The 14,745-nt window shown below is 40.4% G+C and carries 13 protein-coding genes; 12 read left to right on the top strand and 1 reads right to left on the bottom strand.

Annotation, left to right across the window (positions count from 1 at the left end; all coding sequences use genetic code 11):
• The first annotated feature begins 159 nt into the window (after positions 1 to 159).
• The 12 genes from lspA (at position 160) to pyrE (ending at position 13,550) form a co-directional block, all read left to right on the top strand.
• Complete coding sequence (lspA, locus tag ACOMCU_RS04345) at positions 160 to 639, top strand: signal peptidase II (RefSeq protein ID WP_010858355.1); 480 nt, start codon at positions 160 to 162, stop codon at positions 637 to 639.
• A complete protein-coding gene (locus ACOMCU_RS04350) occupies positions 636 to 1,547 on the top strand; it encodes an RluA family pseudouridine synthase (RefSeq protein WP_421049530.1) in 912 nt (303 codons plus the stop codon). The genes lspA and ACOMCU_RS04350 overlap by 4 nt, the downstream gene beginning before the upstream one ends.
• A gap of 326 nt (positions 1,548 to 1,873) precedes the next feature.
• A complete protein-coding gene (pyrR, locus tag ACOMCU_RS04355; RefSeq protein WP_010858357.1) occupies positions 1,874 to 2,416 on the top strand; it encodes a bifunctional pyr operon transcriptional regulator/uracil phosphoribosyltransferase PyrR in 543 nt (180 codons plus the stop codon).
• Positions 2,417 to 2,436: 20 nt separating this feature from the next.
• Positions 2,437 to 3,768: a solute carrier family 23 protein gene (locus tag ACOMCU_RS04360; protein ID WP_010858358.1), complete on the top strand. Its 1,332-nt coding sequence runs from the start codon at positions 2,437 to 2,439 to the stop codon at positions 3,766 to 3,768.
• A 315-nt stretch (positions 3,769 to 4,083) separates the two neighbouring features.
• A complete protein-coding gene (locus tag ACOMCU_RS04365) occupies positions 4,084 to 4,962 on the top strand; it encodes an aspartate carbamoyltransferase catalytic subunit (protein WP_010858359.1) in 879 nt (292 codons plus the stop codon).
• A 1-nt stretch (position 4,963) separates the two neighbouring features.
• Complete coding sequence (locus ACOMCU_RS04370; protein ID WP_010858360.1) at positions 4,964 to 6,241, top strand: dihydroorotase; 1,278 nt, start codon at positions 4,964 to 4,966, stop codon at positions 6,239 to 6,241.
• Positions 6,241 to 7,341 carry a carbamoyl phosphate synthase small subunit gene (locus tag ACOMCU_RS04375; protein WP_010858361.1) on the top strand — a complete coding sequence of 367 codons (1,101 nt, stop codon included), beginning with the start codon at positions 6,241 to 6,243 and terminating at the stop codon, positions 7,339 to 7,341. Before ACOMCU_RS04370 ends, ACOMCU_RS04375 begins: the two co-directional genes overlap by 1 nt.
• Positions 7,334 to 10,531 carry a carbamoyl-phosphate synthase large subunit gene (gene carB, locus ACOMCU_RS04380; RefSeq protein WP_421049531.1) on the top strand — a complete coding sequence of 1,066 codons (3,198 nt, stop codon included), beginning with the start codon at positions 7,334 to 7,336 and terminating at the stop codon, positions 10,529 to 10,531. Before ACOMCU_RS04375 ends, carB begins: the two co-directional genes overlap by 8 nt.
• Position 10,532: 1 nt before the next feature.
• Positions 10,533 to 11,306, top strand: a complete 774-nt coding sequence (locus tag ACOMCU_RS04385) for a dihydroorotate dehydrogenase electron transfer subunit (protein ID WP_010858363.1) — start codon at positions 10,533 to 10,535, stop codon at positions 11,304 to 11,306.
• Positions 11,303 to 12,214: a dihydroorotate dehydrogenase gene (locus ACOMCU_RS04390; RefSeq protein WP_010858364.1), complete on the top strand. Its 912-nt coding sequence runs from the start codon at positions 11,303 to 11,305 to the stop codon at positions 12,212 to 12,214. The genes ACOMCU_RS04385 and ACOMCU_RS04390 overlap by 4 nt, the downstream gene beginning before the upstream one ends.
• Positions 12,214 to 12,924 (top strand): orotidine-5'-phosphate decarboxylase, encoded by a 711-nt coding sequence (gene pyrF, locus ACOMCU_RS04395; protein ID WP_421049532.1) that lies wholly within the window; start codon positions 12,214 to 12,216, stop codon positions 12,922 to 12,924. The genes ACOMCU_RS04390 and pyrF overlap by 1 nt, the downstream gene beginning before the upstream one ends.
• Positions 12,921 to 13,550 carry an orotate phosphoribosyltransferase gene (gene pyrE, locus ACOMCU_RS04400; RefSeq protein ID WP_010858366.1) on the top strand — a complete coding sequence of 210 codons (630 nt, stop codon included), beginning with the start codon at positions 12,921 to 12,923 and terminating at the stop codon, positions 13,548 to 13,550. The genes pyrF and pyrE overlap by 4 nt, the downstream gene beginning before the upstream one ends.
• 209 nt (positions 13,551 to 13,759) lie before the next feature.
• Here the strand turns inward: pyrE and ACOMCU_RS04405 are convergent, their stop codons facing one another.
• A complete protein-coding gene (locus ACOMCU_RS04405; protein WP_010858367.1) occupies positions 13,760 to 14,548 on the bottom strand; it encodes an MBL fold metallo-hydrolase in 789 nt (262 codons plus the stop codon).
• Positions 14,549 to 14,745: the final 197 nt, after the last annotated feature.

Below are 14,745 nucleotides of genomic sequence, written 5' to 3' on the forward strand. Positions count from 1 at the left end.
CGGTCCTGATTCTCACCTGAGCAGAACTTGAGACTTACCTGAGCGCTACTGACCTAGACCCTATTAGTTTTTCAGCAATATTTTCATGGTATATTAGTTATTCCTCTATAGGCTCTTATGGTAGAATAGGTAAGATGTTGAGCGAACGGAGGAATGGCTGTGTATAAATATTATGGATTGGCCGCTTTTGTGATCCTTTTAGATCAATGGACAAAATGGCTAATTGTGAAAAATATGGAATATGGTGAGCGTATTTCTGTATGGGACCCTTGGTTTGGTATTTTATCTCATCGAAATAGAGGGGCCGCATGGGGAATGTTAGAAGGACAAATGTGGTTGTTTACGATTGTGACAGTGGGCGTTATTATTGCCATCATTTACTTTTATCATAAAGAAGCTAAGGGAAAACCGATTTTCCAAGTGGGCTTAATGCTATTACTGGGTGGAGCTATAGGTAACTTTATCGACCGTTTATTTAGAGGCGAAGTGGTCGATTTTGTTGATGTGTTAATTCCAGTGATGAATTATGATTTCCCTATCTTTAATATTGCAGATGCGGCATTAACAGTTGCTGTAGTTGTCCTAATGATTGGTTTAATCATCGAAGATAAAAAAGAAAAGAAACAGGTGAAACAATGACGCAAGTAACATATACAATCGAAGAACAGCAACAAGGAGAGCGTATTGATAAGGCGCTTTCAACTGTGCAAACAGAATGGTCACGTACACAAATTGGCAATTGGGTTACAGAAGGTATTGTCAAAGTGAATGGTGAGACAGTAAAAGCGAAATATAAGGTAAAAGTAGGCGACATTGTCGAAATAACTGTACCAGAGGTAGAGCCATTAGATGTAATAGCTGAAAACTTAGACCTTGATATCGTCTATGAAGATGCGGATGTACTCGTTGTCAACAAGCCAAAGGGGATGGTAGTTCATCCGGCGCCAGGTCATTTGACAGGGACACTCGTAAACGGCTTAATGTATCATTGTAAAGACTTATCAGGCATTAATGGTGTAATGCGTCCAGGCATTGTACACCGAATCGATAAGGATACATCGGGCTTACTAATGGTTGCAAAAAATGACACGGCCCATGTATCATTAGTTGACCAGCTTGTGAAAAAAACGGTAACTCGTAAATATACGGCCCTTGTACATGGGCATATCGCACATGATAAAGGGACGATTGAAGCACCAATCGGACGTGACCAAAAAGATAGACAGAAACAAGCTGTTGTTGATAATGGCAAGCATGCGGTGACACATTTCCAAGTAACTGAACGATTTGGCGATTACACGCTTGTAGAATGTCGCTTAGAGACAGGACGAACACATCAAATTCGCGTGCATATGAAATATATAGGATTCCCCCTTGCTGGAGATCCAAAATATGGACCGAAAAAGACCTTGGATTTTGGTGGACAAGTATTACATGCGGGTATATTAGGATTTGATCATCCTTCGTCAGGTGAATATTTGGAGTTTGAAGCACCTATTCCTGCTGATTATGTCCAATTATTAGATGAGTTAAGAAATAACCATTGACGAATATTTAAAGAAGGTCTATACTAACGACAGTGAATGAACAACTTAACTAAATATTCACCTTTAATGGCAGTCCAGAGAGGCTGAGAAGGTACATGTGATAGTGTTGCAAAAAATTTGTGCTGCAAATTTTTCAACATGCTATTTGAACACGTATATAACCCTCTCAGGCTTTTCGCCTCGAGAGGTTTTTTTATTCCGTACAACGGATGCGAAACGCCGATTTGCTCAACGTATGATCGACAGGATTGAAGTGAATTTCTAACGATGGTAGTTTCGTTTAGTGACACATGACCAACAATAACTAGAAGAGGGGAGGAATTATAGTGACAAAAAATGAGTTATTAGATGGCCAATCTATGACAAGAGCATTAACACGCATAGCACATGAAATTATTGAACGAAATAAAGGTATTGATGAATGTATTTTAGTTGGCATTAAAACGCGCGGTGCTTTTCTAGCAAGACGATTAGCAGAGCGCATTGAAAAAATTGAAGGTAAAGCGATTCGTACAGGGGAGCTAGACATTACCTTATACCGAGATGATTTATCGACTAAGCACGAAAATGAGCAGGCACATGTTGAACAAGTTGATATTGCTTACGAAGTAGTGAATCAAAAAATCATTTTAGTCGATGATGTCTTATATACAGGACGTACAGTACGCGCTGCATTAGATGCAGTAATGGATTTAGGACGACCTGCACAAATTCAATTAGCAGTGTTCATCGATAGAGGACACCGAGAGTTACCGATTCGAGCAGACTATGTAGGAAAAAATGTGCCAACTTCAGGTACTGAACGTATCGTTGTACATTTACAAGAAGTAGATGGAGAAGATTGCGTCACAATTTATAAAGAAGATTAACAATAAAGTGAGGAAACTATATGTCAAAGGCAGTATTAGATATTAATGAGAAACCAACCCCAATACAATTGGTGACATTAAGTTTTCAACATATGTTTGCCATGTTCGGGTCAACCATTTTGGTACCACAACTTGTAGGACTTAGCCCAGCAATTGCCCTTTTGACAAGTGGGATTGCCACACTTATTTTCTTATTAGTTACTCAGTTTAAAGTACCAGCATACTTAGGTTCATCATTCGCCTTTATTTCACCGATTTTAATTGCTTCCAATGGCTTAACTGAAGACGGTGCAAGTGTAAGCCCAGGAAATGCAATGATAGGTGCAATGGCGGTCGGCTTAGTGTACGGTATAGTATCTTTATTAATATGGAAAACAGGTTATAAATGGTTAATGCGCTTACTGCCACCAATCGTAGTAGCACCAGTTATTATCGTCATTGGGTTAGGACTATCAGGTACAGCAGTAAACATGGCGATGAACATAAATGTAGAACAGTTAAATGAAACAACTGGAGTTGTTGAAATAGTATCTCAATACAGTACATTACATTTTTCAGCAGCGCTTGTCACATTATTTGCAGCAATTATTTTTACAGTATACTTCAAAAATATTTTAAGTGCGATGCCGATTCTGATGGGTCTCATTGTGGGGTATATTTATTCAGTCATCATCGGAATTGTTGATTTCACACCAGTAAAAGAAGCAACATTTTTTGCCTTACCGGACTTCATAATTCCAGGAGTGGACTATGAATTCAATATTACAGCAAAAATTTTACTTGCAATGGTACCAATTGTGATCGTGACGATTTCAGAACATATCGGTCACCAATTAGTGTTGGGGAAAGTAGTAAACCGAAATTATGTAAAAAACCCCGGCCTTCATCGCTCGATTTTAGGAGATGGTTTAGGGACATTAGTGAGTTCCTTTATCGGCGGACCGCCAAAAACGACATACGGTGAGAATATCGGTGTGTTAGCAATCACACGTGTCTACTCCGTGTATGTTATCATGGGAGCAGCAGTCATTGCGGTAGTCGTATCATTCTTTGGACAAGCAATGGCCCTAATTTCGACAATACCGACAGCAGTTCTTGGTGGTATTTCAATCTTATTGTTTGGTATTATCGCATCTAGTGGTTTACGTATGCTTGTTGAAAACAATGTAGACTTTGGAAACAATCGTAACATGGTGATTGCATCTGTTATCCTAGTAGTAGGAATAGGCGGTGCAGCGCTTAAATTTACTAATTCATTTGCCATTGAAGGCATGGCATTAGCGGCCATTATCGGTGTAATTCTAAACCTAGCATTACCGGGACGCGATAAAGAAGTTGCAGACTATGATTAACTAAATATGTAGTACCTTTTAATGAATTGTCCAGAGAGGCAAAAAAGGGGAAGATGTGGACAAGATAAAAGTTTGAATGCGTTCTAACTTTAACTTGTCACGCCTCCTTATGCCTCGTTGATGACATCAGCGGGGCTTTTAATTTATTTGCTTGTTGTAAATTAAAACCTCCGACGGTTGCCGCAGTTGTTTTTTACGCGAAAGCTTAGAGACAGCAGCAAATATACCAAGGGGAATTTGATATTTATTCAGCAAGTTGAATAATGAAGAACGTCATACATAGGCGTTCATGACACACAACAATGGAGGTACATGATGAAGAACTTATTATCGATGGAACATTTAACAACTGAAGAAATTAACAGCGTCCTAAATCGTGCGCAGGCTTTTGAAAATGGAGAAGCATCATCGTTATCTCGCGCTTACAACGTAGCAAACTTATTTTTTGAACCAAGTACACGTACAAAAACGAGCTTTGAAATGGCAGAGCGCAAAGTAGGTTGTACAATTATCCCGTTTGATGCTAGCTTTTCCAGTGTGACAAAGGGAGAGACAATGTATGATACAGTAAAGACATTGGAAATGATTGGTATAGATGCAGTGGTCATTCGAGCAAAAGAAGATGAGTACTACAATGAACTGCTTGAAGGCATTAATGTTGCAGTCGTTAACGCAGGGGATGGTGCTGGTCAACATCCTTCACAATCACTACTTGACCTTTACACAATTAAAAAAGAGTTTGGTTCTTTTGAGGGGTTGAATATTACGATTGCTGGCGATATATCGCATAGCCGCGTAGCTAAATCCAATGCTACGGCATTACAGCGTTTAGGGGCAAATGTTCACTTCCTTTGTCCAGAAGAATGGACAGGTGGCTTTGAAGCACATCACTCTTGGGATGATTTAATCGAAATAAGCGATGTTATTATGTTACTTCGTGTACAACATGAACGCCATAAGGTTAACAAAAGTTTTTCAAAAGAAGAGTATCATGAAAAGTATGGTTTAACGATAGAACGTGAAAAACAAATGAAGGATAGAGCAATTATTATGCATCCAGCACCGGTAAATCGTGATGTAGAAATTGCGTCGGAGCTAGTAGAGTGCGAGCGTTCACGAATTTTTGATCAAGTGCGCAACGGTGTATTCACACGTATGGCAATTGTAGAAACAATTTTAAAGGGGAGAGAATAACATGGCAAAGTTACTTCAAAATGTACAAATGTTAAACGAACAGGGCGAGTTAAATACAGTAAATATCGCCATGACCGATGGAAAAATTACTGCAATTGGACAACATGTAAATGTAGAAGGTGCTGAAATCATCGAAGGGAATGGATTAGTTGTGGCGCCGGGCTTTGTCGATGTACACACGCATTTACGTGAGCCAGGATTTGAACATAAAGAAACAATAGCAACAGGCTCGGCTTCAGCAGCGAAGGGTGGTTTCACAACAATCTGTGCCATGCCGAATACGAAACCCGTACCCGATTCAGTAGAAAATATGCAACTGATTAACGGCTTAATTAAGGAAAGCGCAGTAATTCGTGTATTACCCTATGGTTCCTTAACAAAGGATATTTCCGGTGAAGTTCGTACCAGCATTGAGGAGTTAAAAATTCAAGGTGCTGTAGCATTTTCTGATGACGGTGTTGGCATCCAACTGGCTTCGACAATGTATGAACAAATGAAGGATGCTGCAAAGCACGATGTGGTTGTAGTGGCACACTGTGAAGATAACTCACTAATTTACGACGGTGTTATGCATGAAGGTAAACGCAATGTTGAGCTTGGTTTACCAGGGATTCCATCCATTTGTGAGTCTGTACAAATTGCCCGTGACGTTCTTCTTGCAGAAGCAGCAGGCGCACGCTATCACGTTTGTCATGTTTCAACAAAGGAATCTGTGCGTGCAGTACGTGACGCAAAAGCAGCAGGTATCCTTGTAACTGCAGAGGTTTGCCCGCATCACTTATTACTTGAAGAAATGGATATTCCATCAGATGATGCGAACTGGAAAATGAACCCACCATTACGCGGAGCAAATGACAAAGACTCCCTACATGCAGCCTTATTAGACGGCACGATTGACTGTATCGCAACAGACCATGCACCACATACAGTAGAAGAAAAATGCTGCGGCATGGTTGGCGCACCATTTGGTATTGTCGGCTTTGAAACGGCTTTCCCACTGCTCTATACACAATTTGTAGAAACAGGTAAATGGACATTAAAGCAATTGATTGATTGGATGTCTGTCAAGGCAGCACAAATTTTTGACTTACCATACGGAACATTGGAAGTTGGTGCTTCTGCAGACATGATTTTAATAGATTTAACGAAAGAACAAACAATTGATGCAGAAGGTTTTGTATCAAAAGGTCGTAATACACCATTTAACGGATGGGCTGCTAAGGGTTGGCCAGTTGTAACAATTTTTGAAGGTAATATCGTATACCAGGAGGTAGAGTAATGAAAAAACGTTTACTTATTTTAGAAGATGGCACAGTATTCACAGGTACAGCGTTCGGTAGTGAACGAGCTTCACAAGGTGAGGTCGTATTTACAACAGGCATGACGGGGTATCAAGAAACAATATCAGATCCTTCGTTCTACGGACAAATCGTAACGTTAACATACCCATTAATCGGTAACTACGGTATTAACCGCGATGATTTCGAATCTATCACACCAGCAATTCGTGGATTTGTTGTGCGTGAGTTAGCGAAAACTCCTTCAAACTTCCGATGTGATTTAACTGTAGATGAGTACTTAACATCAAAGGATATCCCAGGGATTGAAGGCATTGATACACGTAAATTAACACGTATTATTCGTAACAAAGGTTCAGTAAAAGCCATTTTGACAGCAGCGGATGAGGAAGTAAATGTTGAGGAAATCGTGGCACAACTTCAAGCTACACCAGCGATTACTCATCATGTTCGTGAAGTAACACCAAAAGCTGCGTATCCATCACCAGGTCGTGGTAAGCGAGTGGTGTTAATCGACTATGGTATGAAGCACGGTATTTTACGCGAGTTAAATAAACGTGACTGTGACGTACTTGTAGTACCTTACAATACACCGGCAGAAGAAATTTTAGCATGGCATCCAGATGGTATTATGCTGTCAAACGGCCCTGGTAACCCAGAGGATGTTGAAGAAGGCATCGAAACAGTGCGCAATTTAATCGGAAAAGTGCCAATGTTCGGTATTTGCCTAGGTCACCAAATCTTCTCATTAGCAAGTGGTGCGAAGTCATTCAAATTACCATTCGGTCACCGCGGAGGTAACCATCCAGTAAAAGATTTACGTACAGGTCGTACAGATTTAACATCGCAAAATCACGGCTATGCAGTCGATATCGATTCTTTAAAAGACACAGATTTAGAATTAACACATATCGCATTAAATGACGGTACTTGTGAAGGAGTTCGACATAAAAAATACCCAATCTTCACAGTGCAATATCACCCAGAAGCATCACCAGGTCCAGAAGATTCAAATCACTTATTTGATGAATTTATCGAAATGATGGAAGTAGAAGCAGGGAAGGGGAAACAACATGCCTAAACGTACAGATATAGAAACTATTTTAGTAATCGGGTCAGGCCCAATCGTAATCGGACAAGCAGCAGAATTTGACTACGCAGGAACACAAGCTTGTCTGTCATTAAAAGAAGAAGGCTACCGTGTTATTTTAATAAACTCAAATCCTGCGACAATCATGACAGATACAGAAATTGCAGACAAAGTATACATCGAGCCAATTACACTTGAATTCGTATCACGTATTTTACGTAAAGAACGTCCAGATGCAATCCTGCCAACGCTTGGTGGCCAAACAGGTCTAAACATGGCGATCGAGTTAGACGAATCAGGTATTTTAAACGAATTGAACATCGAAATTTTAGGTACAAAATTAGATGCCATTCATAAAGCAGAAGACCGTGATTTATTCCGTAACCTAATGTATGAGCTAGGTGCTCCAGTACCTGAATCAGACATTATCCACAACATGGAAGAAGCGCATGCGTTAGTTGCCCGCATAGGCTACCCAGTTATCGTGCGCCCTGCATTCACACTTGGCGGTACAGGTGGCGGTATTTGTTACAATGACCAAGACTTAGAGGAAATCGTAACATCGGGTTTAAAATACTCTCCGGTAACACAATGTTTACTGGAAAAATCAATCGCTGGCTATAAAGAAATTGAATATGAAGTAATGCGCGATGCAGCGGATAACGCAATCGTCGTATGTAACATGGAAAACGTTGACCCGGTGGGTATTCATACTGGTGACTCGATCGTCGTGGCACCAACACAAACATTATCAGATCGTGAAAACCAAATGCTACGTAATATTTCACTAGATATTATTCGTGCATTGAAAATCGAAGGTGGTTGTAACGTACAGTTAGCTCTTGATCCATATAGCTTCAATTACTATGTAATCGAAGTAAACCCACGTGTATCCCGCTCTTCAGCATTAGCGTCCAAAGCAACTGGTTACCCAATTGCCAAACTTGCGGCAAAAATCGCTGTAGGACTTACACTAGATGAAATTAAAAATCCAGTAACAGGTTCGACTTATGCTTGTTTTGAGCCAGCACTTGATTACATCGTGGCGAAAATTCCACGCTGGCCATTCGATAAATTTGAATCAGCAAAACGTAATCTTGGTACACAAATGAAGGCAACTGGTGAAGTAATGGCACTAGGGCGTACATTTGAGGAAGCGATGCTGAAAGCAGTTCGTTCGCTTGAAACAGGCCAAGTACATTTAGAGCTAAAACACGCAGAAGACAACTCGGATTCTTGGATTGAAAAACGTATCCGTAAAGCTGGGGATGAGCGTCTATTCTTCATCGGAGAAGCACTTCGTCGCGGTGTGACAATTGAGCAAATTCATGAATGGTCTGCCATTGATTTATTCTTCTTAAATAAATTTAAGAACATCGTTGATATGGAACAAACACTTGCTGACCATAAAAACGATAAAGAGGTATTACGCACAGCAAAACGTCTTGGCTTTGCTGATAAAAAAGTCGCTGAGCTTTGGAAAACGACACCTGAAGAAGTGTATGCATATCGTAAAGAACATGGCATTATCCCTGTCTATAAAATGGTTGATACATGTGCAGCAGAATTCGAGTCGGAAACGCCATACTTCTATGGCACATATGAAGACGAAAACGAATCAATCAAATCGGATAAACCATCAGTTATCGTACTAGGTTCAGGTCCAATCCGAATTGGTCAAGGGGTAGAGTTCGACTACGCAACAGTCCACTCTGTATGGGCAATTCAAGAAGCTGGTTACGAGGCTATCATTATCAATTCCAACCCAGAAACAGTTTCAACGGACTTCTCCATTTCTGATAAATTATACTTCGAACCATTAACGATCGAAGACGTTATGCACATCATTGATCTGGAGCAACCAATTGGAGTTGTAGTTCAGTTCGGTGGTCAAACAGCTATTAACCTTGCTGATAAGTTAGAGGAAAACGGCGTGAAAATTCTAGGTACAACGCTAGAAGATATCGATCGTGCGGAAAATCGTGATAAATTTGAGCAAGCATTACATGAAATCGGCATTCCACAGCCGCTTGGTAAAACAGCTACTTCTGCTGAAGAAGCACTTGTCATTGGGAAGGACATTGGCTTCCCAGTACTCGTTCGTCCTTCTTATGTACTTGGTGGACGCGCGATGGAAATCGTTTATAACGAAGAAGAACTACAACACTATATGGAAAATGCAGTAGAAGCATCTCCAGATCACCCAGTGCTTGTAGACCGTTATTTAACGGGGAATGAGATCGAAGTTGATGCAATTTGTGACGGTGAAAATGTGTTGATTCCTGGTATTATGGAGCATATCGAACGTGCTGGGGTTCACTCTGGTGACTCGATTTCAGTCTATCCACCACAAAAATTAACACAGGTACAAAAAGATACATTAGTGGATTATACAACTCGTCTAGCTAAAGGTCTTGGCATCATTGGTTTAATGAATATTCAGTATGTGATTTCACAAGGTGAAGTGTTCGTAATTGAGGTGAACCCACGCTCATCTCGTACAGTACCATTCTTAAGTAAAATTACAAATATCCCGATGGCCAATATCGCAACGAAAGCGATTCTTGGTAAATCAATTGTGGAACAAGGCTATCCAACAGGCTTAGCGGCTGAGCAAAAAGGTGTGTTTGTGAAAGTGCCAGTATTCTCATTCGCAAAATTACGTAGAGTGGACATCACATTAGGCCCTGAAATGAAATCTACCGGGGAAGTAATGGGGAAAGATGCAACACTAGAAAAAGCTCTTTATAAAGGATTAGTTGCAGCTGGTATGGAAATTCGTACAGAAGGCACAGTATTATTCACAGTGTCCGATAAAGACAAAGATGAAGCTATCGCACTGGCAAAACGTTTCTCAACAGTAGGCTACCGCATTGTGGCGACAGAAGGTACAGCACAAAGCTTTGAAGCGGCAGGCGTGCGTACGGATGTAGTTGGCAAAATTGGTGCGAAAGGACAAACATTACTAGATTTAATCCAAAATGGTGAAGCACAATTAGTTGTAAACACATTAACAAAAGGTAAGCAGCCGGCACGTGATGGCTTCCGTATCCGTCGTGAGTCTGTAGAAAACGGCGTACCATGCTTAACTTCACTGGATACAGCAGAAGCTATGCTACGTGTTATCGAATCGATGACATTCACAGCAGAACAAATGCCTAAAGCGGAGGTCGTACACTAATATGATACGTCAAGAGAAAATGACGGTCGTCTCACAAAAGCAAATTGCGACAAACATTTTCGAATTGACACTTCATGGGGAACTGGTGCAGGAAATGACTCCTGGCCAGTTTGTCCATGTAAAGGTGTCTGATTCATTGGAGCCGCTTTTACGTCGACCAATTAGTATTGCGAATGTAGACAAAGTCAGCAACGAATTTACAATGATTTATCGTGCGGAAGGTCGCGGCACAAAAGTTTTAGCGACAAATCGTGAAGGACAGTTAGTGAATGTACTTGGCCCTATCGGTAATGGTTTCCCTGTAGATGCAGTGAAAGAAGGGGGTACAGCACTTTTAGTTGGCGGCGGTATTGGTGTACCACCATTACATGAGCTGTCAAAACAATTAAATGCCCGCGGTGTCAAAACAATCCATGTGTTAGGCTTCCAAACGGAGGATGTATGTTTCTATGAGACGGAATTCAATGCACTAGGGGAAACACACTATGTGACAGTTGATGGCTCTAAAGGCACAAAAGGTTTTGTTACAAACGTATTAGCGTCACGTGCACCTGAATTTGATGTGTTTTATTCTTGTGGTCCTCTTCCTATGTTAAAAGCATTAGAAGGATTCTATCCAGAAAAAGAGGGTTACCTATCATTTGAAGAGCGCATGGGCTGCGGTATTGGTGCTTGCTTCGCATGCGTATGTAAAACAACAGATCAAATTGAAAAAGACTATGTCAAAGTATGCTCTGACGGTCCAGTATTCCCGAAAGGTACGGTGGCATTATGAGTCGTTTAAATATCCATTTACCAGGCTTAGAGTTGAAAAATCCAATTATGCCAGCATCGGGTTGCTTCGGCTTTGGGCGTGAATATGCGCAACTTTATGATTTATCAAAACTAGGCGCTATTATGATTAAAGCAACAACAGTGGAAACACGGCCAGGCAACCCTACACCTCGTGTGGCGGAAACAGCAGCAGGAATGCTCAATGCAATTGGCTTACAAAATCCTGGTATTGAAAAAGTAATGAATGAGGAATTGAAATTTTTAGAGGGCTATGATGTACCAATCATTGCGAATGTAGCCGGTACTGAAACAGCAGATTATGTGGAAGTAGCACGCCGAATTTCAGCTGCTCCCAATGTAAAAGCGCTTGAACTTAATATTTCATGCCCAAACGTGAAATGTGGTGGTATTCAATTCGGTACAGATCCGCAGACAGCACGTGAACTTGTAGCTGCGGTGAAGGCTGTTTCTGAAGTACCTATCTACGTCAAGTTATCACCGAATGTAACAAATATTGTAGATATTGCGAAAGCTGTTGAAGCTGGCGGTGCAGACGGTATTACAATGATTAATACGTTAATTGGTATGAGACTACATGAACGAACAGGGAAACCTGTGATTGCAAATGGTACGGGTGGTTTATCGGGCCCGGCAGTAAAGCCCGTTGCCATTCGCATGGTTTATGAAGTATATAAAGCCGTCAATATTCCAATCATTGGGATGGGTGGCGTGACAGAAGCACAGGATGTTATTGATTTTATGTCAGCAGGGGCCTCAGCAGTCGCAGTGGGTACTGCAAACTTTGTTGACCATTTCGTGTGTCCGAACATTATTGAGGAGTTACCAGCAATGCTTGATACTTTGGGTGTAGAGCATATTTCAGAACTTATCGGAAGGAGCCATCGTTAATGCACACAAAACCAATACTTGCACTTGATTTCCCGGGAGAGACGGAAGTTTTCAAGTTTTTACAACATTTTAATGAACCTCTTTTCGTGAAAATTGGCATGGAGTTATATATGCAGGAAGGTCCAGATATTGTACGGAAAGTGAAGGATTTAGGACACGATATTTTCCTTGATTTAAAGCTACATGATATTCCAAACACAGTTGGCTCTGCGATGAAGGGCTTAGCGAAACTGGGGGTAGATTTAGTGAATGTCCATGCAGCAGGGGGTCGTCCTATGATGGAAGCCGCACTTGAAGGTCTAGAAGCAGGTACGCCAGCAGGTCGTGAACGTGCGGCATTAATTGCAGTGACACAGCTTACATCAACAACAGAGGAGCAAATGCAGGCAGAGCAAAAAATTGCTTTATCTTTACAGGAATCCGTATTACATTATGCAAGTTTAACGAAACAAGCTGGATTAAATGGCGTTGTCTGCTCGGTACATGAAGCAAAAGCGATTGCCGCAGCTTGTGGTGAGAATTTCTTACGTGTTACACCTGGTATTCGTTTAGCAGGTGGCGACGCACATGATCAAAAACGCATTGCCACACCAGATGGCGCAAAACAAGATGGATCTTCATTAATTGTTGTGGGGCGTGCTGTAACAGGGGCACAAGATCCAGTAGCAGCATATAAAATCGTAAGCGAATTATGGGAGGCATCAATATGACATTACAAAACGAAATTGCACACGCGATGTTAAAGGTAGGCGCAGTCGAATTAAATCCAACAGAGTTATTCACATGGGCATCAGGCATTAAATCACCGATTTACTGTGATACACGTTTGACAATCTCTGATCCTGCCATTCGCAAACAGTTAGCACATGGCCTAGCATCTGTTATTAAAGAACACTTTGGTGCAACAGAAATCGTAGCTGGTACAGCAACAGCAGGAATTCCACATGCCGCTTGGGTAAGTGATATTTTAGATTTACCAATGGTCTACGTGCGCTCAAAAGCAAAAGAGCATGGTCGTGGCAACCAAATCGAAGGTAAATACGCAGCAGGTCAAAAAGTCGTTGTCGTAGAAGACATTGTTTCGACAGGCGGTTCATCCATCACAGCAGTGGAAGCTTTACGCGCAGCTGGCTGTGAAGTACTAGGCGTTGTTTGCGTATACACTTACAATCTACCACGCGCTGAACAAGCATTCGATGAAGCTGGCATTCAATATGTATCTCTTACAAACTTTGATTATTTAATTGAAGCTGCGAACGAATCAGGCGCTATTAAAGAACAGGACATCCCATTCCTAAAAGATTGGCACGCAAAACTGAAAGCAGGGGAACTGTAAAGCTGATTCTCTATTAAAGATTTAAAACATTAAAACATCTGCTAAAGATAGTCTGGGATGGGAATAGTTTCAGTCACATTTGAAAAATTAAAGTAGATGAGTTTGTAAAAATTACTTAATAAAGCGTGGTACGAAAACAGTTATTTTCGTACCACGCTTTTATAGTTAGTAACTAATTGTCCCCGCGTCAACACATTAAAAAAATTTCATTAAAACTGTACACTAAATCCTTTAAATTTATGAATTCCTGTCCCAAATTTATCAAGGCCATTTTTTCTTAATGTTTCAACTGCATTTTTTACTTCTATTAAAATAGCAGGATCAAGTCCCAATGTATTATGTGAGCCAAATACCCGTGTTATGTTTGGCATATTTGATATCTTTTCTAATGAATTAACTAAGTCAACCGGATTAGTTGTCGGAAAAAAAGCATAAACAGGTGTTTTATCGTAAAGTAAATCACCTGTAAATAAATAGCCATTTTTTCTATCCAAAATAGAAATATGTCCTGGTGAGTGTCCGGGAGTATGAAAGATAGTTAATTTTCTGTCTCCAATATCAATAATATCCCCATCCTGTAAGATACCCGTGGGGTTTCCTTGAAATGGTTGATATGTTTCCGGGTTAAATGTTTCGGGAGTTGGTAGTGTAATATCACGACTTATATCTTTTCTTATCTGTTCAATAGATAATTTTTTTATGCCATTTCTCAGCCAATCCACTTCTTCTTGGTGCACATAAATATTTTCAAATTCTCCATGACTACCAATATGATCCCAATGAACATGCGTCGTCAAGACGATTATAGGCAATGTTGTTAATTGATTGCTAATTCTTTTTATATTATCAATGCCTAATCCAGTATCAATTAAAACTGACTTCTCTTCTCCAATTAACAAAAATGAATGGACTTTTTCCCAATGCCCATATTCACTAATTGCAAATGTATTTTTGTCAATTTCTTTTACAGTAAACCAAGTATCTATAATATTGACCATATTTTTCACTTCCTTTATTGGGTATATTTCGATTCTACTTCAGGGAGAGCTTATTAATCAAAATGATTGTGCCCTTATTTTGGAATTGCATGTTAATACTTTTCTAGATGAATTCATTTTCATATATCGTTTTTCTATAAAGAAACACGAACCATTTTTGGTAGGAGCGTAAGGCAGCGACTCCAGCGGGAAGTGAA

The sequence above is a fragment of the Lysinibacillus sp. UGB7 genome (assembly GCF_049058285.1).
Classification (GTDB): Bacteria; Bacillota; Bacilli; order Bacillales_A; family Planococcaceae; genus Lysinibacillus; species Lysinibacillus sphaericus_B.